Source organism: Marinomonas mediterranea MMB-1 (genome assembly GCF_000192865.1).
GTDB classification, from domain to species: domain Bacteria; phylum Pseudomonadota; class Gammaproteobacteria; order Pseudomonadales; family Marinomonadaceae; genus Marinomonas; species Marinomonas mediterranea.
This window is the reverse complement of sequence record NC_015276.1, coordinates 4,039,823-4,063,235: the sequence shown is the minus strand read 5'-3', so window position 1 is coordinate 4,063,235 and position 23,413 is coordinate 4,039,823. Positions and strand designations below refer to the sequence as shown.

The window sequence follows — 23,413 nt, the reverse complement described above, 5'->3', positions numbered from 1 at the left end:
TCTATGTAATGTTGTGTTTTTGCAAGTAACAGGCAGTTCTAGTAAGAGGATACTGACTAGAAAATGCTGCCGTTACTCTATGTTTGAGTTATTTATCGGTCAGGGAAGATAGTTATGGGCGTTCAGGGTCTAAGGAAAGTCGTTTGGGCTGAAGGTGTCTTTTTGGGGCAGCAGCATTTTCAAGCATGGGATGCTTACCAAGAAAAAATTCAGTCTCTCAGAACCAAAATTTACGAGCCTCACTTTTGGGGTGTGAAAGATGTTAGCTGGGATAAAGCTGCTCTGGAGAATGGGCGTCTTGTTCTAACGCAGTGTTTAGCGGTTCTGCCAAATGGCCAGATCATTGATTACGACCGAAATAGAGATACGCCAGTCCACCTAGAGTTAGGTGACCTTTCCCGTCTTGAGCTTGATGTTCAGTTAACGATTGCCGACAGTGATAATGTTGACACTATTACTGGTTATAATGCGCAAGGCAATGCTGCTTGGAATTCCGAATATGTAGACGTCGCGGATTGTTTTGATAGCAATCGTAAGCGGGAGGTTCTACTTGCTCAACCGAATTTGAATCTTATCGAAAGTGGTACCCAATCTAATCGCGTTATTTCTCTTAATATTGCTCGATTAAAAAAAGACATGGGTGGTAGTTATACCTTAGATTCTGACTACATCCCACCGTTGGTAAGTGTTCATGCCGCCAGTGGATTGATGAATTCGCTTCGCAGTTTGACTGAACTTTTGACGGTACGTTTTAAAGAAATTAACGCTCGTCGTACCAATGTATCCGATGTTGGCAGTTACACGCCCTCAGAAATGGCAGACTTTTTGTTTGTGTCTGATATCAGTGACATACTCAGTGAATTGCGTATTGTTGAGCAAAATCCAAGCGCTTCTTCGCTTCAGCTCTATTCTACCTTGTGTCGCGCGCATGATAAGTTAGCGTTACACACGCAGCCAGATAAGGTGCCTTATACACAGCCTTATCAGCACGATAACCTTTCTACTACCTTCTCAGAGTTGTATGGTGCGATTCGCGATATCTTCGGACTAAGCAATGTCCGAATGGAAGCGTCTATCCAGTTTAATATGAAAGCACCGGGCCTTTACGAGTCCTCTGTTATAAATTCAGCGAGTTTAGAAAATTGTGATTTCTATCTTGCTGTTTATCTAGAACGTTCTGATTCTTCATGGGTAGACCAGTTACCCAGTTTGGTTAAATTGTCTTCTCCTTCCGATATACAAAACTTGGTGGCGAGTGGTATGTCGGGGCTGCCACTGCAGCACATTCAACGAGTTCCTTCCAAGATACGTATTAAATCGGGCTATGAGTATTTTCTGATTGATAAGCGTAGTGCGCTTTGGGAGCGAGTTCAAAGTACAAAAAAAATATCAGGGATTTTGTTCGGTGAGTTTGCGGATGCCGATGTTGAACTAATACCGATAGATGAGTAACAAGATGGACAATCAATTAAATATTCTTGATGCGACGCTGGTTGAAGGCGCAGCACCGATTTTTAGTTTGGTCGAAGCGCGGATCGCTAGCGCAAACAGCAAGGGAATCGAGCCAAATTCAACAGAGGTTAATCTGCAAATGCAGGACGTTGGGCAAGAGGCCGGTTCAGCTCAAGACAGTATCAGTTTTCGGAAATCCATAGAGCAAGCGTTTACAGATTTAGAGCGGCGCGCGTTTGAAATGGAGTGGGTTGCCTCTATGACAAGAGACGTTAAGTTTGCTCTTGCCGCGTATGTTGATGAAGCGGTTATGTCTTCTAATTTAGAAGAAAAATTAGAATGGATGAGCAAGCCTCTTTGCATTGAGTATTTTGGTGAAAGTAATGCTGGGGAAGCTTTTTTCACCAAGTTAGATCGACTCAGAGAAGATCTGAAAGATAATCAGGTCACCGTCAGTTTATATTATGTTTGTTTGCAATTGGGTTATCAGGGGATGTATCGAATCAAAGGATACGAACGTCTGCAAGCCTACTTAGCAACGTTTAGGGGGCAGCTAGATGATACGTTTTCCGCTGCGCCACGCACGTTAGGCGAAGCCGCAATACCAGAAAATAAGCTGATTTATAAAATCGGAACTCGGCAACCCTATTGGGTCATGCTGTCAGTAGGCGGTGCCGTTTTAGTCTCTATGGTGTTGGCGTACGGCGCGGTTATGAAATATTCGCTTAATGAAAGCGCTCACAGAATGGAGCAGGCTGAGTACGTTTTAGCTCAGTAGGTTTACTCTAAATAAGGTAACAAGGATGTTTAAAAATTCCATTGGCAAGCTGCTAAAGGGCTTGCTGCTATCTCGCTTGTTTGGCATGTCGGTTGGTATTGGCGCGATACTGCTTTTGATTTGGGTACTAGGAGGCAAAATTGGCCTTACTAGCGAAAAACTAAAGCTTCAAGTGATGGCTGCTATTCTAGCGTGCTTTCTACTTGGTTGCCTTATTCGCAAACTCGTATTCTTTTTACGTACTAAAAAGCTTAAGAGCCAATTAGATAATGCCGGTGGGAGTGAGAGCTCTGGCCTGTTTCAGGACAAAATTTCTGATGTGTTAAAGGCGCTTAAGTCATCGCAATTGGGCGCGCAGTACCGAGGTGATAAGGCCTTGTATGCGCTTCCTTGGTACATGGTGATTGGCCCATCTGGCGCAGGAAAAAGTACCTTATTTGCCCGTTCGGGCCTCGATTTTCCGTTGAAAGACGATCAGCGTTTCCACTTTCAGGGTATTGGTGGAACACGTGATTGTGATTGGTGGTTTTCTGATAAAGCGATCCTTATTGATACAGCAGGTCGCTACACACAAGATGAAAACAACGACGAATGGATTAACTTCTTAAGAGTGTTAAAAAGCAGCCGTTCCAAAGCGCCAATCAACGGTTTGATTTTGGCTTTACCGCTTGATGAAATTTTGACGACAGAGCGTGAAGCGCTAGAAGCGCATGTGAAGTATCTTAAAAATCGTCTGCATGAGCTGATTTCAGAATTAGGTGTGACGTTCCCTATTTATATTGTTGTTACGAAAGCCGATAAGCTGAAAGGCTTTGAGGCATTTTTTGATGACCTAAGTCCTAACGAAACTAAAAATCCGTGGGGGATATACACGCTAGAGGAAACTGAAAATAAGAACGTTAATATCGCGGAGGTTGTCGAAACGCGTTTGAATGAGCTGTATGAGCGGTTGCTAGAACAAACGATACAAAAAGTGAATTTGGCGACTGACACGACTAATAAGGTAGAAGCTTTTCAGTTTCCAAACCAGTTCTCAGGTGCCGTAGATAAGCTAAACGAACTGTTAAGGTTGTTGTTTAAAGACAACCCATATCACGAATCACCGTGGTTTGCGGGCGTCTATTTTACATCTGGCACGCAGGAAGGTGACACATTAGAACGCAGCTCCAATGCGCTAAAAAGTGTCTTTGCGAAAGTGGGCCGACGCTTTTCAAAAACCAAAAATAATGAACAGAGCTATTTCATTGATAGGTTGTTTTCAGACGTGATTTTCCCGTTAAAAGATGCGGTTCGTGGTAACCGTAAACGTCAAAGGATAGGACGTCTAGCCAAAACGGCGACAGTACTTTCAACGCTTACAATTTTGATTTTTTCAGGTATTGGCTTATTCACAACGTACACCGCCAATCAGTTGCTTATCTCAGATTATGAAGAGAAAGTGAAAACCTTGATGCTTCGTGTCAACGATAGTCGTTCCTCTGAATTGGATCGATTGAATGCGATAGTCGGAATGTACCAGCAGTATCAAAAGCTTGATAATATTCAAACGTACTCGCCACTTCAACTCGTGCATCAATATAGTTTTGTTGAGTCCCACGGCGAAGCCATTAAAAGGTTACTAGAGAACACGATAGCCGATACGATTCATCAAAAAGCGGTTCCTACATTATTGTCGTCATTAGATGAATACGTCACTGCTTGGCCTGAATTGGATGCGGCTAAGCGTAAAGAGATCCAAGATGACTACTATGTGTCGTTAAAAACGTATCTTATGTTGACGAGCAATCAAGATAAGTTTGACATGGCGTTTGTTAGTCAAGCGATTGGTAATCTATGGTATCGCTCGTATGAGGAAGCCGAAGTACGTTTGAATTTTAAAGAACGTCAGGCGTTATTCTCAGACATGGCTAACTTATACCTAAGCGAAAGCATGTCTGAAGCAGGAGAGGTCCGTTTTATTGGCCACCGCGATAACGTTTCTAACCATGAATCGCCAGGCTATAAGAACCCATGGCTATTACTAGAACCTTCTGATGGTTCAAAAGATATTGTGGCGACAGCTCAGGCGCAGTTAACCACGAAAGCAGATCCCGAAGCTCTATATCGCCGCTTGATTGCAGAAGCGAAAAATCGCTTTGAAGCAGTCGCATTATCGGATGTCTTGAGTCAATCCGGGCTTTCAGTGATGTACTCTGATGCGTCAGTCGATGGTATTTTCACACAGAAAGCGTGGTTCGATTATGTCTCTGAAAGGATTGATGAAGTTTCAGACATTGCGAGTAAGGGTGATTGGGTATTAGGGATTTCAGAAGCAGACTCTAACGACGTTGATGAATCCGTTTTATTGACACTTCGTAAAGATATTCGTAAACGTTACTTTCATCAATATACGCAGGAATGGTCGCGTTTCTTAAGTTCTGTCAAAGTGTCTTCGTTCAAAAACTTAGCGGAAGCGACACAAGGCCTTAAAGCACTGGGTATTGATCATTCGCCTTGGAAAGTTCTTTTCGATCGTGTTGCGACAGAGATTACACTTGTTGAGCCAGAGTATAAGGTGCAACTTTTAGCTCAATTTGCAAAAGATGAAACGCCAGAAGAGGCGCCGACAGGCCTGCTCGATAACGCTGGAAATGCGTTGGATCAATTGCCAATCGACATACCTTTGATTCCTAATTTTGAAATTGCAGCAACTGACTTGTTAGCACTTGTACAACCCGTAAAAGGCGCGTCTGCAAACGTAAACCTATCGTTATATCAAAATGCGATGCGAGCGCTGAGTGAGGAATTTGAATATATCTTAGCGTCTGCTGACATCAACCTAGAAGCGAAGTCTTATGCGCGATCTTTGATAACGGGTGATACGGCAGGCAAGCGTCAGCTGTACAGTACATGGATCGAAGTGAATAACATTTTATTAGAGATGTCTCCTCGGGAAAGTAAAGCGCTTAGCAAACCTTTCAAGGCGCCACTTAGCTATGCTTGGCGAACGATTCTGGCAAGCACCAGAACGGCTATTCAGCAAGATTGGGAAAGACGTGTCTACGGTTCTTATTTAGAGAAAGTGCATGGTCGTTTTCCTTTCAAAGACAATGTCGTTGACGCTGCACCACTTGATGTTCAGGGATTGCTACTACCGGAATCGGGTGATTTTTGGATGTTCTTTAAAGATGAAATTGAGCCATTTCTTCGCTACTCAAACAACAAATGGCGTAACCGCACTTGGTTAAAGCAAGGTCTTGGGGTTAACCGCCAATTTATTGAGTCTTTAGCGGGGGCGGGCCGTATTTCACAGGCGTTGTTTAAACAAGGCACAGCGGAGATGAAAATGTCCTATGCGGTATATCCGATCCCCGTTCCAGGGGTGACTGAATCTCTCTTTGAAGTGAATGGTGAAGGTTATCGATACCGCAACGAGCCACAGGAATGGCGCGAATTTGTATGGCGACCTGTCGATAATCAAGGTGGTGCGAAGGTTAGGGTGAAAACGGCGTATGAGGCCAATCCAGAGCTACTTGAAGAGTCAGGGCAGTGGGCGTTACTTCGACTATTGAAAAAGGCCATAGTTCATCATATTCGCGGAACGGAATTCGAATTAGAGTGGCCCATGAACGACGTTTCGAGCGCAGAGCTAAACGCTGACTTTGAAGGTGACACCACGGCGAATGCTTCTGGAACATCGGTAAAATATCGTATCAGAGCGGACCGTGAAGGAAGTGTTCTAAATACCAGTATTATCGGCGACTTTGAACTTCCTAAACGCTTATTTGGGGCGCGCTAATGTTCGGCTTTCGTTCAGATAAATCTAAAGCCAAGGCCGCTGCGAAAGGCGCACAGAAAGACAGCTTAGAAAAAAACAGCCTTGGTGCGGTATCTGTTGGCTTTCTTGGAAAGCTGCCAAGCGATCCTGATTTTTTAAGTCAAAACGTCGCTTCGCGAGAGGTTCAGGAGTTAGACGATTGTTTAAAGCAATGGGTGACAGAGTTAGATCAGAAGGTCAATGAAAACGATCCGAGTAAAAAGTTAAACAGTGTGGGCTTCGCTTTAGTCGGCGGGCACGGTCGACAAACGATAGTAGGGTCCATATACGACAGCTCTGATCGACTAGGACGACGCTACCCTTTTAGTTATTTTGTTCGATTAACGCTCTCTGACTTATATTTTCGTCCTGCATTGGCGTGGTTTGCTGGCGAGCAAGTGCTATCGAATGTACATGCTAGTGATCAGACTTCTTTAGATGCCGTATCTGATCACGATTCTGATGCGTTGGTGCGTTCTAAGTTGCCCTTTGATCTGCCAAATAGCAAGGTGTTGGATCGACTTAAGCAATTAGAGAGCATTGATGTTTCCGTTTCTGTGAAGCAACTTAAGTCAGCCACAATGGAAAACATGGTGTCGACGGCATTTACAGACTGGGCGAGCTTGATCTTCGATAGCGACGTTAATAGTCGTAAAGTGACGAAGTTAGCCATGCTACGTGGTGCGGTTGAGCGTTATATAGATCAGGGGGCAAATGGTGAATTAGTACTTCCTTTGGGGCCAGCTTCGACTGCGAAACTAAGTCTCTTATTTTGGTCTCATTTGCTTTCTCTTCTACTGGTAGGTAAGGAGTGGCGACCTGACTTAATTTGGTCCATGAACGAAAACGCTTGTTACCTCTATATCTTAGATCGGCCACTGACACCGAGCCGTCTAAATAAAGCCTTTATCGGTGAGAATTACATTGAGCCGGTGCCTTTTTCTCATAATGACTATCTTAGTTGGGCAGAAAAAATGCTGTCAGAGCCATCATTATTATTGCTTGATGCGGTCATTACATGGGGACATGGTAAGTGAGTGAAAATATCACTTCTGAAGACTCTGAGGTGAGATCTTGGGCTAAACAACTATGTGCGCCTATCGAAGGTCATGACTCATCGTCAGGGCAAGATCCACGTTACGAGGATCTTTTTATCGAATTAAAGGCAGAAGTAGAAAAGAAGCAAGATGTTGACTACAAAAAAATTGCAGATTTAGCGGAACGAGTTATCGCTGAAATCGGCAAAGATGTTAGAGCCGCTGGGTATTATTTACTCGCAGCGAGCAAGCTTGAGGGCATATTTGGCGTATATAAGGGCATGTTGTTACTTCTAACACTGCTTGAAAGCTATGGAGAGACGCTTTTCCCTTTGAAGGAGAAAGCCCGACGTATGGCCTTGACCTGGCCTCTCCAAAAGAAGGTGTTGTCATTCGCGCAAAATAATGGCGATGCACCGTCGCTGGTGTTAATACAAAATTTACAGCAAGTATTCGAAACACTCTGTGAGCAGGCAAGAAAACAGACCGAAGATTTCGGGTGGCCTGAACTATCAACTTGGTTGTCAAAAACGGAAAAGCAGCTTGCTGAGAAAGAAAGTAAGTCCAGCGGAGCGCCGAATACAGGAAAATCTGCTCCTGCTTCAATCGAGCAGAGTAAGACCCAGAATAACGCTGGTCAGCAGTCGGGAAATGCAAGACAGAATAGTTTACATGTAGAGGCCATCAGTTCTGATTCACAGCTTGCTCAAGTACATAGACAATTGCTTAAGCATTATCGTGGGAAGCAAGAGTACGGTGCGATGGTGAGTCTTGCTCGAGCGGTTAAATGGGGAGACCTTAAATTACCGACGAATGAGAATAATAAAACACGTGTGCCTGCGCCAAGGGATGCAAGCCTTAATAAAATTCGTGTGGCTTACGATAGCGAAAACTGGATAGAAGCATTTTTAGCGGCCGAAGATGCGTTTATGGAGCCGGGAGGCTTGTTCAGTTTCGACCTTCAGCGTTGGAGTGCTGTGAGTGCGCAAAAAGCGGGTTTGAAATCTGTGTTTATGAATATCGAGTCAATGTCACATTCATTGCTAAGTCGGTTACCAAATTTAAAAAAACTGAGCTTTGAAAATGGTGTGAGCTTTTTCTCTGGTTCGGGCGCGGCTTGGTACGAGCAAGTTGAAACTAAGTTTAAAGCCAGCTCAAGCAATACCGAGCAAGTAGATTATTTAGCGAAGGCGCGATCGATAAAGGAAGAAAAGGGATTGGCGTCGTCGCTTAGTTGGTTAAAGCAAGAGCAAAGTTCAGAGATTGCACAACAGATCTCAGTACAACTTGCGCAGGCATGTTTATGTCATGAGGAAGGTCTATTAGACGCGGCGCTTGCGTTACTAGAGGCTCTCGATAAGCAAACAGAAGAGACGAATGTCTCCGTTGTGTTACCCCATTTAGCGATGGGGGTATGGCGACAAAAGTATTTGGTTTTGAAAGATACGATTGCAAAGGCATCGGATCACGAGGCCATGTCGCGTATTGAAAAAGAGCGCTTGCGTTTACAGTCGCGTATGTGTGCGACGGACGTTGCTCTGGCAGTAGAGTGGTTATGATAGGCGGCTATTGAGCCCCAATTTGTTCAATGGATTATCATTAAAAGGAAGGGAAAATGTCGGATAGTTTTCAAAGCGAAATACCTCGTGCTCGCGTTAATATCGCGCTTGATTTAGACAGCGGTAGTGGCAAAAAGAAAAAGGAATTGCCAATGAAATTACTCGTTATGGGTGATTTCAGTAACGGACAATCTGAAGGAGAATTGTCAGAGCGAGAGCGGGTTAACATCAATGGCAATAACCTAGAAAAGGTGATTGCGAATATGGCTCCCAAAATGGAATTTGCGGTACCAAACAGAATAAAAGAAGGGGCAGGCGATATTGCCGTAAGCCTTACCGCAAAACGCTTTGATTCTTTCCACCCTGAGCAAGTTGCTGCCCAGATCCCTGAGCTAAGTGATCTTTTGTCTATGCGAAACCTGCTAAAGGATCTCAAGTCAAACTTGTTAGACAACGCGACATTACGCAAAGAAGTCGAACGCATTTTAAACACTCAACCCGATATGGATGCATTGAAAACGGAATTAAAAGCGTTGGTTGAAGAGCGCTCTTTGGAAACTGCTGAGGAGACTCAATAATGTCTGTACAAGAAAGTGTATCTACAAGCGCTGCGAGTGTTGAGTTTGCAGAAGATTCTGTCTATCAACGATTGTGCGGCTTGATTCAAATGGAACCTGTTGACGCGCCAGTTGATATCAACAAATTTCAAAACCCGAAACATATGGCTGAAGTGGAGACAAACGAGCGAATCACTGCGGCGTTGAAGGTGTTTTTTGAACTTGCGCTAGAGTCTGGCACACAGATAGAGAGAATTGATAAAACACTTCTTGATCAATATATCGCAACGATTGATGACGTTATTAGTGCACAACTTGATGAAGTCTTGCATCACAAAGACTTCCAGAAAGTGGAATCGTCATGGCGTGGTCTTAAGTTTTTAGTCGACCGTACTGACTTTAAAGCCAATATGAAAATTGAGCTACTGGACTGTACGAAAGAGGCGCTACGAGAAGATTTTGAAGAGTCTCCAGACACGACTCAGTCAGGATTGTTTGATCAGATTTACACACAGGAATACGACACACCGGGTGGCGAACCTGTGACATCTATGATTGCCAACTTCGAATTCGACCGTACTGGTGCGGATGTGGAGTTGCTAACAGAAGTATCGAAAGTGGCGAGTGCCGCCCACTGTCCGTTTATCAGCGCAATTGGCCCAGAATTCTTTGACAAAGAAAGCATAGAAGATATTCCAAAAATTCAAGATATCGGCACGTACATGGATCGCGCTGAGTACATTCGTTGGAAAGGTTTCCGAGAAACGGAAGATTCTCGTTACGTTGGTCTTGTTTTCCCTCGTTTTCTTTTACGCTTACCTTATGGTGAAGAGAACCCTATTCGCTCATTTAACTACCGTGAGGGCGTGACGGGTGAACAACACAATCGTTATTTGTGGGGTAACTCTGCTTTTGCTTTCGCCGCGAATATGACGCGCAGCTTTAAGAAAAATGGTTGGACAGTCAATATACGTGGTCCAGAGTCAGGCGGTAAACTGGATAAACTACCAATCCACTTCTATCAATCGGGGCGTGGAACAGAATCTAAAATTCCAACGGAAGTTCTGATTTCAGAGACGAAAGAGCTGGAACTAGCAGACCATGGTTTTATTCCACTGAGTTACTACAAAAACAGTGACTATGCTTGTTTCTTCTCTGCGAACTCCACTCAACGCCCATTAGAGTGCGATGAGGATGCAGACACAGCGAACGCAAGAATCAACTCAAGATTACCTTATATTTTCTTGGTGTCTCGTATCGCTCAATACCTGAAAATTTTGCAACGTGAAAACATTGGTTCATTAAAGTCGCGTCAAGATTTAGAGAACGAATTGAATGCGTGGTTGCAGAGTCTTGTGACTAAAATGAACAACCCTGAACCAGAACTAGCGGCGACACACCCTCTAAAAGATGGACGTGTGTTTGTTAGCGAGTCCGAAGACAACCCAGGCTATTACTTTGTGAACATGCACGTGCAACCGCACTTTCAAGTTGAAGGTGTTGATGTGAAGCTTTCGCTTGTGTCTCAAATGCCAGAAGTTTAATGGATTAAATGTTTTGAGTACCGCGGCGTGACCTTGTGAGCACATGAGCGCACGCCCTTTACTCACCAAAGAATTCTCACTCGTTGGCGCGCAGCTTAGGCTTGCGCGTTGGGAATGTGTCTCTATTCGAGATACGCAACATACTTTTTTGGAAATTAATATAAGGAGATATTTAAATGGCAATTCCTGCTTACATGTGGCTAACCGATGATCAAGGTAACGACGTACAGGGTTCTGTAACGGTTGCTGGTCGTGAAGGATCTATCGAAATTCTGGCATTTGACCACGAGCTTCGTATTCCTACGGACCGAGATACAGGGGAACTAACAGGCACTCGTAAACACGAACCTTTGATTATCACAAAGGCGTACGACGCAGCGACTCCATACCTTTATAAGGCATGTAGTAACGGTCAAACGCTAAATAGCCTCGTGCTTAGCTGGTACAAAATCGATGAAACAGGTACAGAAGTCGAGTACTTCCGCCACACTCTTGAGGGTGTAAAAGTGACATCGGTTAGCCCAACTATGGCGAACGTTAAAGATCTAGATAAAGAGCGTTACCCTCACCTAGAGGAAATCGCAATTCGTTATCAGAAGATTACTTGGACGTTCCTAGACGGTAACATCGAGTTCTCTGATTCATGGATTGAAGGTCGATAAGATTCGACGTTCTTTTCCTTGAGTCCATTGCTTGGGGGTGCGTGAAAACGCACCCCTTTTGCACGTTAAGATAAACACAGAGTTCTTATTACAGGGATGTAGTATGTTGTCATTGTATGAAGTATTGAGCCAGCAACATATGGGTGGGGCGCAGTTAAGTGATTTTCCTACTTACGAAGATTATTTAATGAGCATTCACGATCATCTTGTTAGGCTCTTGAACGCTAGGCAGGGAGGTTTGTCCCACTTACCCGATTACGGGATGCCTGACTTAAATAAGCTTTATCAGGCGTTACCTTACTCAGAAGATGACATTGCGATTGCGGTTAAGAAAATCGTTGAAAAGTACGAACCTAGGCTGACGGGCGTCCATGTTATTCCTCTTCCAAGAGATCTAAATTCCGGTGTGGTGTCGATTCGAATAACTGGAAAAACACATAACGGTAATGCGATTTCTTTTAAAACGAACTTTAAAAGTAGCGGAACCGCAGAGGTCGCTGGACCATCGAGTGCCTCAAATCAATATGGATATTAATGTAAATGTTTCATCGCAGGAGGCGTTGTGAAGGAATATTTTGAGGCGGAACTGCGCCTGTTAAAAGAAGAGTCGCAAGAGTTCGCAAAAGCGTATCCAGAACAAGCGGCTATGTTGAACCTCAATGCGGTTCGAGATCGCGACCCGTATGTGGAACGACTGCTTGAAGGGATGGCGTTTTTAACGTCAAAAATACGCGAACGATTAGATGATTCGGTTCCTGAACTTAGTCAAAGCTTACTAGACCAGTTGGCGCCATCGTTATGTCGGCCCTTTCCATCGCATCTCGTCTTAGAGTTTTCTCCGTCTGCGCTTTCGGGCGGCCTAACGAACATCCCAAAAGGAACGGTTGTCTCTTCTCCTTACAAAGGGCCAGACTCGATCAAGTGTCATTTTCAAACCACATCCAACATTGAATTGTTGCCTCTACACGTTCACGACATTTCTGCGACGGACGTGCTTGGTCGAGGGACGAAAGTGACCATAGAGTTAGAAAAAAGTGCGGACATCGCCTGGGCCGATTTACAGAATCAGAGCCTTCCTATTTTCTTAAATTGCGATCGCTCTCTTGCCTATGTGCTTTATGAAGCATTAACAAACTCGACTGCCACCTACGCCACCAATCTAGATGGTACGTTAGGTAAAGCAAAAATTGATCCTTGCAGAATAAAGGTAGAGGCGAATACATTGCCCGCCTTCGAGCAGGGGCATGATGCCTACAACATTCTTTTTGACTACTTCAATGCTCGTGATCGTTTTATGTTTGTTGAGCTTTGCGATATTGATTATTCCTTGCTCTCTGAAAACGCTCAAAGGCTGTCCATTACGATAGAGACGGCATTATTTTTACCACCTACTCATAAAGTGGATAGTAAAACTCTTCGTATCAACAGTGTTGTCGGAATTAATACTTTTCCAGCTGAGTCAGAACCGATTAAGGCCAGTTCAAAATATCCAGATTTTTTAGTGAAAGTGGATAGTGAGTACGGTAATCAAGCAAGTTCTTACTGGATATCGGAGGTTGCCAGTCGGGACTTAAAAAACGGTGATGTGACAGAGTATAAGTCGCTTCATAAGCTTGATTATCGCTCTGAGTCTGATCCCACGTTTATGGCACAACTGAAGAGAAGTCCAACTGGAAAGTGGCAGCATTATCTCTCGTTGAATGGCTCAAAAGACATAGATGAGCAGACGTTGAGTGTTGGCCTGATTGCAACGAATAATAACTATCCAAGAAAATACTTGGACTTTGGCGATGTGTGCGAGTTGCCATCGGAGATAGAGCAAACAATATCGGTTCGTAATATTTCAAGACCAAGTAAGGTTTCATTACCGCCCTCAAATCAAGACTTTGGTTGGCAGTTGGTTTCTATGCTCTCTCAAAATCTGACGGTGTTGGACAGTGCGAATAAACTTCGCGCTCTGCTGGGTTTGTTCGATTGGAGTGGGCTTGAAGAAAATAAGAATAGAATTCTATCGATCGATAGTGTGACACAAAGCCGCCAACAGAAGATAAAGAAAGGTGTTTTATTTAATATTATTCAATTTGATTTGACGGTCAGTGAGACGGGCTTTAGTTCAACGGCAGATATTTACTTTTTCGGCTCTATTCTCTATGCCTTTTTGGGCGCGTATGCGGACATATCAGAGCGTATTGAGATGAAAATCATGACTCTACCATCAAATAAAGAGTGGTTCTGGGAAGCAAATTTATGCACAGAGAGTTAGATACTCATTCCCTTAAAGCGTCCGCCTGTGAGTACCACTATCATCAGTTGCTAAACGTACTGCTAAAGATGAAGGATCAAACGCAAGTCAGGGACAAACCTTCTTGGCTTACGTTGAAACCATCTGACTGGTTATCCTTTCCTGCCTCTGATGTTCATAAGTTAACTCAAGGTCATAATGACAATTGGCAGTTAGAGGCGACTTTTTTTGGTCTTTATGGGGTGGATGCTCCGACACCCCATTACTTTCTTCAAGATGTGACGCAGAACTCAGAAGCCGGAAAGTGTATTGCGGCTTTCTTAGATATTTTTAATCAAAATGCCTATTGGTTGTTGCACAAGAGCTGGCAAAAATTCCAGCCTCTCGCGAATGCAGGAAACGATAACCTCTTTATTAAAATGTGCTTGGCAATATCCGGTCGATTGCCTCTTCCACGCAGTGAATATAACAAAGGCAGTGATGGCGATGCGCCTTCAACAGTAGGGCAAAAAGGTTTTTCGGTTGGGGCGCTTTCTAACCGGAAAAAAAGCCTATGTGTTGTCGAGAATATGCTTAGGCACGCTTTGTCTCTACCTAATTTAATGGTTTCTTCTAATTTAGTGAAAACCGTCGATACGCATCAAGCGTTGCCTTTAGGGGAGTTGTTATCGTTAGGTGACAATACCTTACTTGGAAGCAAAGTCTCGGTCGTTGGGCAGGCTATAAAGATCAACCTAGGTGTGATTAGTTTAGAACACTTGGAAGACTTTAAGCCTGGGGGAGAGAAGGCGCGCTATTTGGCGTCTTTATTGGAAGATTACTTGCCGACTCTCGTTTCATACCGGATAGGGGCGAGTGTGGTGGTTGAAGGAATGCCGCCAATGGAACTAAGCACCAAAGGGCAAGCGCTTAAACTAGGCGCGCCATTGGTGTTAGGGGAAGCGGGGCAAAATATAGAGTATGAGTTCAGCGATCAAAGTTACCAGAATTTTTAATAACCTATTCAAGTAAAAAATTAACGCTAAGTTTGGGAAGATAGAAGGAATAATAAGCTATGGACAGTCAAACACTGAAAGTCTTGATCGACAAGTTAAGCCCATTATGTGGTCGAGCGCTGGAAGCCGCCGCCGGTTTTGCAAACTCTAGAGGACACAGAGAAATCGTTCCGGAACACCTGTTGCTAAAGCTACTAGAAGAAAGCGAAGTAAAGGGCGAAGCCAGTCATCTATCGTGTGTATTGAGCTACTTTTCAGTCGATCAAAATACGTTATGGCAGCAGCTTGTTGATAATGTGAATCAGCAAAGAGTGCTTCATGACAGTAAAGCCGTTTTGTCTTCCGAGCTATATGAACTACTCGAACGCGCTTGTTTGAATTTTACACTGCGCATGCCATCAAAAGCTTCTTGGGTTCGCCAAAGCGATACCGTCGGTATTGATTCATTGAGCATTCTTGAAAGCTTTATTCAAATCTCCTCTAACTGGCCTCACTATAGAAGTTACGATGCGCTGAGAAGCATTAACCTAGATATTCTGAAAGCAAATGTCAGTGAGATCACTGTACGCTCAAACGAATACGAGGTGGACCATTTCGATCAAAGTATCTCTAACAGTAACGATGTGGGGAATGTGAGTTTAACCGAACATGGTCAGGGCGTAGGTTCGGGTTCTGCTCACTCTCCAAGAGCCATCGATCGATTTACAACAGACCTGACGATCAAGGCTAAAAACGGTGAATTAGATCCCATCAGCGGCCGCCATAAAGAGATTCGAAAAGCCATTGATATCCTCTGTCGTAGGCGAAAAAATAACCCTATTTTGGTTGGTGAGCCGGGTGTCGGTAAAACGGCGGTCGTTGAAGGGCTAGCGCAACGCATTGTCGACGGAGATGTGCCTGAGTTCTTAAAAGGTAAGCATATCCACGTACTTGATTTAGGTTTGTTGCAAGCGGGTGCAAGCGTTAAAGGAGAGTTCGAAAAGCGTCTAAAGCAAGTGATTGACGAAGTGGGAAGCTCCGATGAGATCATGTTATTCATCGATGAAGCTCATACTTTGGTGGGAGCCGGCGGTGAAGCTGGGCTTGCCGATGCCGCAAATCTATTAAAGCCAGCCTTAGCTCGCGGTGAGTTGAGAACCGTTGCGGCGACGACGTGGTCTGAATATAAGCAGTACTTTGAACGAGATCCCGCTCTGGCGCGCCGCTTCCAGATGGTTAAAGTGGAAGAACCCACATTGGATGCTGCCAAGCACATGCTGACGCAAATTAAAGAGAAGTACGAGCAGCATCATGATGTCAGCATTACAGACGAAGCAATTGAGGCGGCAGTCGAACTGTCAGATCGTTATGTGAGTGGACGTTTTCTTCCAGATAAAGCGATCGATTTAATTGATACTGCCGCTGCCCGTGTGAAAATGGGTCAGGCCGTTTTGCCTCAAACCCTAGAAGGACTTCAAGCAAAAGCGCTTTATATTGAAGACCGAATAGCAGGGCTAGAGAAGGAGCTCGACCAAGGGCTCGAAAGCAATATGGATTTACACCACGAGTTAAAAGATGAACAACAGCAAGTCCTGTTGGAAATATCCGATCTAAAAGAAAGTTGGGATAAGCAAAACCACCTTGTCGAAGAAATTCAACGCTCAGTTGAAAATGCGGAAAACGACGAGGAAAGTAAGCATCGTGCATACTCTTTGAGAAAGCTGTTACAGGAAGAACAAGAGTCGTCATCGGCAGGCTTATGTATACAGGCGGAAGTCAATGCGACGTCCATTGCGGATGTAATTGCCGACTGGACTGGAATCCCTGTCGGTAGCATGGTGCGAGATGACCTTCAAAATCTACTGACCTTTGACGCGGCTTTGGGTGAAGACATTATTGGGCAAGACGGTGCGATCAGAGCGATTGGTCAGAGCCTTAGAGCGAATAAAGCGAAGCTTCGATTTACGGAAGGGCCGCAAGGTGTCTTTTTATTGGCTGGCCCCAGTGGTGTTGGTAAAACGGAAACCGCCAAAAAAATTGCAAAACACTTGTTTGGTAGTGAACGCTCACTTATCACGATTAATATGAGTGAGTACCAAGAAGCTCATACTGTTTCTCAATTAAAAGGCTCGCCTCCAGGCTATGTCGGTTATGGACAAGGTGGTTTGTTAACGGAAGCGGTGCGTCAAAAGCCATATTCTGTCGTTTTACTCGACGAGGTAGAAAAAGCACACGTTGATGTTATGAACGTCTTCTACCAAGTGTTTGATCAGGGCATTATGCGTGATGGTGAAGGAAGGGAAATCGACTTTAAAAACACCATTATACTCATGACTTCTAACTTAGGCTCTGAGCTTATTATGGAGGCAATGTCAGACAGAAACGAGAATTCAGAGAGCGATGATGTGGATTTGAGTTTCTCTGAAAATGAGACGCTAAAATCCGACGATTCAGTTGCTAATTCAGCAATCACTGACGTGAGTGGCGGTGGCAACGAACGCGATAGCTCTGACGATGACAAAGGTGAGAATGATGACGGAAAAATAGAATACACACCACCTTCAACGTTGGAACTGGAAGCACTGATTCAACCTACTGTTGCTCAACACTTTGCTCCCGCATTAGCTGCTCGAATGCAGATCGTGCCCTTTGTTTCGCTTAATGAAGAGTCATTAAAAGCCATTGTGACGCACAAGCTCGATAAGCTTGCTGAACGCTTAATGTCAGAGTACAAAATGGAATTGCGTTGTGACGAGTCTGCGCTCGATATGTTGTTGTCTTTGTGTCAGGAAAGTCACGCAGGGGCGCGTTTAATCAACCAACGTATTGAATCCCTCTTATCCTCACGAATCGCCAATGAAATACTTCATTATCTAGTCGAATCCGATTTGCCAGACATTCTACAAATGACGGCATCAGAAAATGGCACGATCGATGTGGTGTTTCTCGATAAGCAAGCTGGTGGTCAACAAAACGCCTTGCTTGATGATTCAATAGAGGCATAAAAATGGACTTTTCTGTTTCCGATATAAGGCAAAAATTTAAAGAGTATGGTGCTGCTGATGCGAGTCAATACTTCTTGTCTCTTGCAGACCTTCCACAAGATCAGTTTATGGTGTTGTCATTTGCACTTGATGAGTGGGGGTTTAATCAGGGCTACCAAATTACGGTAAAGGTCGTGAGTGTTGAGGCGATTGATGTCGCGCTGGTGATGAATAAAAAGGCTAGGTTCCACGTTTTCAGTAATGGGATGTTACGTCCTGTTCATGGCCTAGTGTCCGCGTGTCGGCTGACGGGAACTTTAACGACAGGGTTTACGGAATATACTCTGACTATCTCATCGGTCTTATCGTTATTGGCGGAACAACAGCACAACCGAGTCTTTACTGACAAGAGTGCATTAAACATCGCGAAAGACGTTCTAAAGCAAGATTTAAATGGCGTTGCTCAGGTCGAGGCGCAATGCTCTGATACAGAGGTTTTGTCACTTTGTATTCAGTATCAAGAAAGCGATCTAGACTTTGTTATCCGAATTTTAGCGAAAGAAGGCGTGTTTCTGAATGTCATACAAGGAGAAGGGCTAACGCAAGTTCAGTTGTGTGACCGAGTGACGCAAACGTCGCAAAGTGACAGCGCATTAGTCTTGCCGCTATTAGAAAATATCGGCGCAGCAAAAGAGCGTGATCACATCTATAAGTTAGACAGCCATGCTAGAAGAATGCCGACTAGCCTAGAGTTGAATGATTCCTACCCTTGGCATAGTCAGAATCTCCTTGTGAACGAATCGGTCAACGCTCATTCGTCGGATGAGAGCAGCTCGCTTAAAACGGAACTTTGGGCGTTGAACTATTCGACGCCGAATAAAGGCAAGCAACTTGCTAAACGTTTTTTAATGGCAAAAGAGAGCCAGCATAATTACTTTCTGTTTGAATCAAATTGCCGAACCATTGCTCCAGGCGTCTTGGTCGATGTACTAAGCCCATCGGGAGACGCCGCAGGTCAATACCGCGTTTTGGAAGTGTCGCTTTCAGGTTCTCAAGGTGATTTGATTGCCAACGGTTCTGATTCCAATTCAAAAGGGTTTCGCTGTCGATTCATTGCCGTCAAGGCAGATTCAGAATTCACACCTGAATTTGTTCCTCGTGCACCAGTGCACTTAGCGCTGAGTGCGATGACAACCAGTGAGCTTGACGACAAAGGTTGTTACCGAATTCGATTTGGGTTTGATCGACGATCAGAGTCAGAGGGCGCATCAAGTCCCCCAATACGGCTCGCTCAGCCGCTGGGTGGGAAAGAGCAGGGGATGCATTTCCCTCTTGCTATTGGCACCCTTGTTTCTGTGCAGTTTGAGAATGGAGACATAGAGCGCCCAATCATTCAAGGTTGTATTCAATCGCAGGACTCGGTTGTGTTGGTGAACAGTGAGAATGCCAATCACAATATGATCCAAACTCGTGGGGGACACTCTCTACTATTTGACGATAGTAGCGACAATGAAAAAATTCAGTTGGCCACACCCGACCAGAAAAATTCGCTCGTACTCGATGCTTCGAGCAACGGTCATCGCGTTTCTCTTGATTCGAGCGAGGGAGATATCCAGCTCAGTGCTGGCAAATCTACATTGATTAAAAGTGGAGAGGCGCAGACCTATGAAGCAGGACAAAACTTCTCTATTAATGCTAACACCACGTTTGAAGTGATGACGCAAGAGTCCGACGTTGTGATCCAATCCGCCACGACGCTCGAACAAACATCCGCTCAAAGTATGCGATTGCAAAGCCGTGAAGGTGCTGTATCCATTACCAGTGAAGGTGCCATGTCGATGCAAACTGCGAATGGTTTAAATCAAATTGTGGACGAAGGTAATTATCAAATCCAAGTTCAAGATGGCAGTTATCAGCTCTCAACGGAAAATGGCATCACGCTAAATAGCCAAGGCTCGACGATTAGCTTAACCCAAGGCGACGCTGCTATTGAGCTGAATGGCTCGGGTAGTCTTGTCTTAAGTGGCTCTCAAATTGAAATAAGTGCCGACAGTGTGTCAGTCAAAGGGGGAAGCATCGCCAACAATTAACGGGCAGTAAGAGAATCGAATACGCCATGTATTAACAAAATTCAAACGAGAAAAATTGGCGCTTTTGGCATTTACCCACTTAGCTAATAAAGAGTGGACGTAGATCTCAATATAAGGGTATTTCTCAAAGGATGTTAAAGACGTTACGAGTTGTTCTCGCTTCTTCTGTACTGTATTTCTTGCTGGGTTTTCTCGGGCAGTATTTTTCAATATCGCCTGAGTACGCAGCTATTGTGTGGCCAGCCACTGGCTTTGCTGTCATTGCCGTATTGATGTTTGGCAACCGAGCACTATTTGGATTAGTGCTCGGTGACTTTTTATTGAACTTGTATGTTTCTGCCATTAACTATGGGAGCAGTTCTGTTGGGTTGTCGTTGTGTATCGCCTTGGGTGTGCTCGTTCAAGCTAAGGTCGCGCAGCACTTCACAAAGAACTTTTACAAAAGAGCGTTTTCGGATGCACGCTATACGCTCAAATTCATTGTCATTGCTGGCCCTATTTCTTGTCTCATCAGTTCTCTGGTGGCCACCTTTTCTTTGCGCTTTTTTGGTTTCATTGAACCTCAGTCTCTTTTTATCAACTGGTTCCAGTGGTGGTTGGGAGAGGTTATTGGGGTTGCATTTTTAGTACCTTGGGTCGCGATTTCTTTTTCTAAATTTTCGGGGACGCGTTTTTCTAATCCAAGGCAAATTGCCAGTGCGTTTGTTTTTATTACGGTCTTAACGGTCTTTGCCTCGTATTTGATTTATGAGGCGGAATACACCAAGCAACAAACTGAGTTCAATGACAATGCGAAATTTTCAGCGGCGACGTTAAAGAGACGAGCGGAAGGTTCTATTAGCGCCATTAGCTCGATAGCGAGTTATGTTAAAGGCAGTGAAAATGTTACTCCTGACGAGTTCGAAACGTTTGCTCGGGAAACCCTAAAATACGAAAATTCAATGCAAGGTCTGTCGTTGAATTTAGTGATCAGTGGCGATGAAATTGAGGCTTTAGAGGCGCGATTCTCCCCATATTACGACAATACATCATTTATTGTGACGCGACGCAGTGCGTCAGGAAATCTCGTTCCGGTTACGCCGTCAGAGCGGCATGTTGTTGTGTCTTATATTTATCCTTTACAAGAGAACCAACGAGCGTTGGGATACGATGTGTACTCTCAAGCCGACCGACGGTATGCGTTGGATAAAGCGAGAGAGATCGATACAGCATTTCCAACGCCTGCTTTGGATCTGGTGCAAAATGACTTGGCTGTGTTGCTATTTTTCCCCATCTTCTTGAAAAATGAGCAAAATGAAGCGTTTCTTTATGCTTATGCGACGGCGGCGCTTAGGGTAAAAGAACTAACAGAATTGGCGATTACGCAAAGTCAGCTGGTAAGTTCTGAATTCTATTTAGTGGATCGAAAAGCGGATGGTTCACCCTATATTTTAATCCGTCAGGGAGAGAGCTATTCAGATGCAAGTAAGCTGTTGGAGGATGAAAAGAACGGTCTGATCCAAACGGTTTATTCTGCCGATATTCCGATTGGTGGTCATACGTGGCGAATGATCAAAATTAATAGGAATTCCTTTATTCACCCTCCTTGGAATTTACATACGGCCATTGCAGGCGGTTTTCTTATTTCTGGCCTTGTCGCTTGGCTGATTATCTTAATTTACAGTCATACCGCCCAAATTGAGCACCAAGTTTTAGAACGGACTAGAGCTTTAAGTAAAAGCAATGAATCCTTGAGTCAATCACGTGAAAAACTAAGGCTCGCAAAGGCGGAAGCGGAAGAGGCGAATCGTGCTAAAAGTGATTTCTTAGCGAATATGAGCCATGAAATCCGTACTCCCCTCAATGGCGTCATAGGGTCTCTTACCCTTGTTCTTCAAAGCGCTTCAATTGCTAAAGAGCAAAGAGGGTTATTGGACATATCGCGACAAAGTGCATTGACCTTGTTGGAGATCATTAATGACATATTAGATTTGTCGAAGATAGAGGCGGGTAACCTTATTTTGGATCGGAAACCTGTTTCTCTCACGGAGCTTACTAAAGAAACGGGCGAGCTACTTAGAGCAAAAGCGCTTGAAAAAGGTCTTGTGTTTAATATTCCTTCTACTCCGCTTCCTGCGATCGAAGTGATTGGTGATCCGCTTCGGATTCGACAAATCCTTCTTAACTTGCTGGGCAATGCGTTGAAGTTTACCCATGAAGGGGAAGTCAATTTAGCCATTCGCGCCAGATTTGAAAACGAGAAATATTGGCTCTCTATGGCCGTTTCTGACACTGGCATTGGGCTCTCAGAGGAGCAAAAGAGGCAACTTTTTCAACGTTTTAAACAGGCTGATAGTTCTACCACTCGACTGTATGGTGGCACAGGGTTGGGTTTATCGATTTGTAAGGAAATTGCGGCCTTGATGGACGGAGAAATACATGTAGAGAGTGAACTTGGTAGCGGTTCAACGTTTACCTTTGAAGCCCCTTTTGATGGGCGAGTTCTTTTTGAACCCGTGCGATCACTGAACTATCAGTCGGTTGTTGTTTGTGTGTCTAACAATACGCTGGCGAATTACCTTGCCAGTATTTTTGAGTATTGGAAAGCGCCCAATATTCGTGTCGAAGTTCAGCCTGAACTTGAAAACATTCTTTCGAAAGGGTCTACACTGATTGTTATCGATGAAGAAATATGGGGGCAATGGCAAGGTGATTGGTCGAGTCTAGCGACACCTGATTTGTCTGAAGGCACGGATAAGTTGGCTGGGGTAATTGTGCTTTGTGCCAAAGAGCTGAAAACAACCAATACGATAGGGGTTAATCAGATGTCACTGTTAAAGCCAGTGCAAGAAAGTGTACTTTGGGACAGCATTTGTTTATTAGACCGTAAAGATCAATCGACGCGTTCTCAGAGCAGCGAAAGTATGAAGCGCACCGAGTTAAGTGGAGATGTATTGTTAGTAGAGGATAACCATACGAATCAAATCGTAGGTAAGGGAATTATTGGCTTGTTTGGAGTATCAGTCGATATCGCCCAGAATGGTCAAGAGGCGTTGGAAAAAGTGCAGGATAAAAAATATCAGCTTATTTTTATGGATTGTCAGATGCCCGTGATGGATGGATACGAAGCCACAAGGGAGATCAGAAAGCTACCAGTAGACAGCGCTACAAGTGCGTCCGTCCCCATCGTAGCATTGAGTGCTAATGCGATGAAAGGAGACGATGAGAAGTGCATTCAGGCAGGAATGAATGGTCACGTAGCTAAGCCAATTTCGAAAACGAGAATAGAGGAAGTACTAGAGCAATGGCTACGATCTGGCGATGAGGAGCAGGTATGACGAGCACAGCAAAACAATTTGATTACCATGATTTTAAGTGGAGGTTAGGCGAAAATACCGAACTAATGAAAGTGGTTGTCTCCGAATTTTTGAATGAGGCTTATTCTTTTCTGGAGGCGATTGAAGACGAGGTAACCGCGAAAAATTGGAATCAGGTCGCTCCTCTTGCCCATAAAGTAAAAGGTGCGAGCTCTGAGGTATCGAGCCTTTATCTGCCTAGTTTAGCAAAAAAGTTAGAGCTTGCAGCCAGAGACGAGTTGGTTGACGAGGTACTATTGTACAAGGCAGATTTAAAGAAACACTTTGACGCACTTGCAGAGGAAATGCGGGTAGAGTTCGACCTTTAAGTAAGGTTGCGTAGACTTGTTTCGTTATGCCTTTTCTATATAAACGAAACCTTCTTTGTATTTTATTCACAATA

At 44.3% G+C, this 23,413-nt stretch carries 15 protein-coding genes; all 15 read left to right on the top strand.

What is annotated here, in order from left to right; all coding sequences use genetic code 11:
* Window positions 1-114 precede the first annotated feature (114 nt).
* Window positions 115-1,452 (top strand): type VI secretion system baseplate subunit TssK, encoded by a 1,338-nt coding sequence (gene tssK, locus MARME_RS18485; RefSeq protein ID WP_013662790.1) that lies wholly within the window; start codon window positions 115-117, stop codon window positions 1,450-1,452.
* 4 nt (window positions 1,453-1,456) lie between these two features.
* Window positions 1,457-2,230 (top strand): DotU family type IV/VI secretion system protein, encoded by a 774-nt coding sequence (locus MARME_RS18480; protein WP_013662789.1) that lies wholly within the window; start codon window positions 1,457-1,459, stop codon window positions 2,228-2,230.
* 25 nt (window positions 2,231-2,255) lie between these two features.
* On the top strand, window positions 2,256-6,008 hold the full coding sequence (tssM, locus tag MARME_RS18475; protein ID WP_013662788.1) for a type VI secretion system membrane subunit TssM: 3,753 nt from the start codon (window positions 2,256-2,258) through the stop codon (window positions 6,006-6,008).
* Window positions 6,008-7,063, top strand: a complete 1,056-nt coding sequence (gene tagF, locus MARME_RS18470) for a type VI secretion system-associated protein TagF (RefSeq protein WP_013662787.1) — start codon at window positions 6,008-6,010, stop codon at window positions 7,061-7,063. The genes tssM and tagF overlap by 1 nt, the downstream gene beginning before the upstream one ends.
* On the top strand, window positions 7,060-8,622 hold the full coding sequence (locus MARME_RS18465; protein WP_013662786.1) for a TssA family type VI secretion system protein: 1,563 nt from the start codon (window positions 7,060-7,062) through the stop codon (window positions 8,620-8,622). Before tagF ends, MARME_RS18465 begins: the two co-directional genes overlap by 4 nt.
* A gap of 56 nt (window positions 8,623-8,678) precedes the next feature.
* Window positions 8,679-9,200: a type VI secretion system contractile sheath small subunit gene (gene tssB, locus MARME_RS18460; RefSeq protein ID WP_013662785.1), complete on the top strand. Its 522-nt coding sequence runs from the start codon at window positions 8,679-8,681 to the stop codon at window positions 9,198-9,200.
* Window positions 9,200-10,723, top strand: a complete 1,524-nt coding sequence (gene tssC, locus MARME_RS18455; protein ID WP_013662784.1) for a type VI secretion system contractile sheath large subunit — start codon at window positions 9,200-9,202, stop codon at window positions 10,721-10,723. The genes tssB and tssC overlap by 1 nt, the downstream gene beginning before the upstream one ends.
* 176 nt (window positions 10,724-10,899) lie before the next feature.
* A complete protein-coding gene (locus MARME_RS18450; RefSeq protein WP_013662783.1) occupies window positions 10,900-11,385 on the top strand; it encodes an Hcp family type VI secretion system effector in 486 nt (161 codons plus the stop codon).
* Window positions 11,386-11,488: 103 nt separating this feature from the next.
* Window positions 11,489-11,920, top strand: a complete 432-nt coding sequence (tssE, locus tag MARME_RS21640) for a type VI secretion system baseplate subunit TssE (protein WP_013662782.1) — start codon at window positions 11,489-11,491, stop codon at window positions 11,918-11,920.
* Between the two features lie 27 nt (window positions 11,921-11,947).
* Window positions 11,948-13,648, top strand: coding sequence for a type VI secretion system baseplate subunit TssF (gene tssF, locus MARME_RS18440; RefSeq protein WP_013662781.1), 1,701 nt, complete (start codon window positions 11,948-11,950; stop codon window positions 13,646-13,648).
* Window positions 13,633-14,622, top strand: coding sequence for a type VI secretion system baseplate subunit TssG (locus MARME_RS18435; RefSeq protein WP_013662780.1), 990 nt, complete (start codon window positions 13,633-13,635; stop codon window positions 14,620-14,622). The genes tssF and MARME_RS18435 overlap by 16 nt, the downstream gene beginning before the upstream one ends.
* Window positions 14,623-14,681: 59 nt before the next feature.
* Window positions 14,682-17,606 carry a type VI secretion system ATPase TssH gene (tssH, locus tag MARME_RS18430; protein WP_013662779.1) on the top strand — a complete coding sequence of 975 codons (2,925 nt, stop codon included), beginning with the start codon at window positions 14,682-14,684 and terminating at the stop codon, window positions 17,604-17,606.
* Window positions 17,607-17,608: 2 nt separating this feature from the next.
* Window positions 17,609-19,675, top strand: a complete 2,067-nt coding sequence (locus MARME_RS18425) for a type VI secretion system Vgr family protein (protein WP_013662778.1) — start codon at window positions 17,609-17,611, stop codon at window positions 19,673-19,675.
* Window positions 19,676-19,806: 131 nt separating this feature from the next.
* Window positions 19,807-22,992, top strand: a complete 3,186-nt coding sequence (locus MARME_RS18420) for an ATP-binding protein (protein WP_013662777.1) — start codon at window positions 19,807-19,809, stop codon at window positions 22,990-22,992.
* Window positions 22,989-23,339 (top strand): Hpt domain-containing protein, encoded by a 351-nt coding sequence (locus MARME_RS21635; protein WP_013662776.1) that lies wholly within the window; start codon window positions 22,989-22,991, stop codon window positions 23,337-23,339. The genes MARME_RS18420 and MARME_RS21635 overlap by 4 nt, the downstream gene beginning before the upstream one ends.
* Window positions 23,340-23,413: the final 74 nt, after the last annotated feature.

Coding starts and splice junctions, on each gene's coding strand:
- tssK (WP_013662790.1), top strand. CDS start 115: ATGGGCGTTCAGGGTCTAAGGAAAGTCGTTTGGGCTGAAGGTGTCTTT.
- MARME_RS18480 (WP_013662789.1), top strand. CDS start 1,457: ATGGACAATCAATTAAATATTCTTGATGCGACGCTGGTTGAAGGCGCA.
- tssM (WP_013662788.1), top strand. CDS start 2,256: ATGTTTAAAAATTCCATTGGCAAGCTGCTAAAGGGCTTGCTGCTATCT.
- tagF (WP_013662787.1), top strand. CDS start 6,008: ATGTTCGGCTTTCGTTCAGATAAATCTAAAGCCAAGGCCGCTGCGAAA.
- tssB (WP_013662785.1), top strand. CDS start 8,679: ATGTCGGATAGTTTTCAAAGCGAAATACCTCGTGCTCGCGTTAATATC.
- tssC (WP_013662784.1), top strand. CDS start 9,200: ATGTCTGTACAAGAAAGTGTATCTACAAGCGCTGCGAGTGTTGAGTTT.
- MARME_RS18450 (WP_013662783.1), top strand. CDS start 10,900: ATGGCAATTCCTGCTTACATGTGGCTAACCGATGATCAAGGTAACGAC.
- tssE (WP_013662782.1), top strand. CDS start 11,489: ATGTTGTCATTGTATGAAGTATTGAGCCAGCAACATATGGGTGGGGCG.
- MARME_RS18435 (WP_013662780.1), top strand. CDS start 13,633: ATGCACAGAGAGTTAGATACTCATTCCCTTAAAGCGTCCGCCTGTGAG.
- tssH (WP_013662779.1), top strand. CDS start 14,682: ATGGACAGTCAAACACTGAAAGTCTTGATCGACAAGTTAAGCCCATTA.
- MARME_RS18425 (WP_013662778.1), top strand. CDS start 17,609: ATGGACTTTTCTGTTTCCGATATAAGGCAAAAATTTAAAGAGTATGGT.
- MARME_RS18420 (WP_013662777.1), top strand. CDS start 19,807: ATGTTAAAGACGTTACGAGTTGTTCTCGCTTCTTCTGTACTGTATTTC.
- MARME_RS21635 (WP_013662776.1), top strand. CDS start 22,989: ATGACGAGCACAGCAAAACAATTTGATTACCATGATTTTAAGTGGAGG.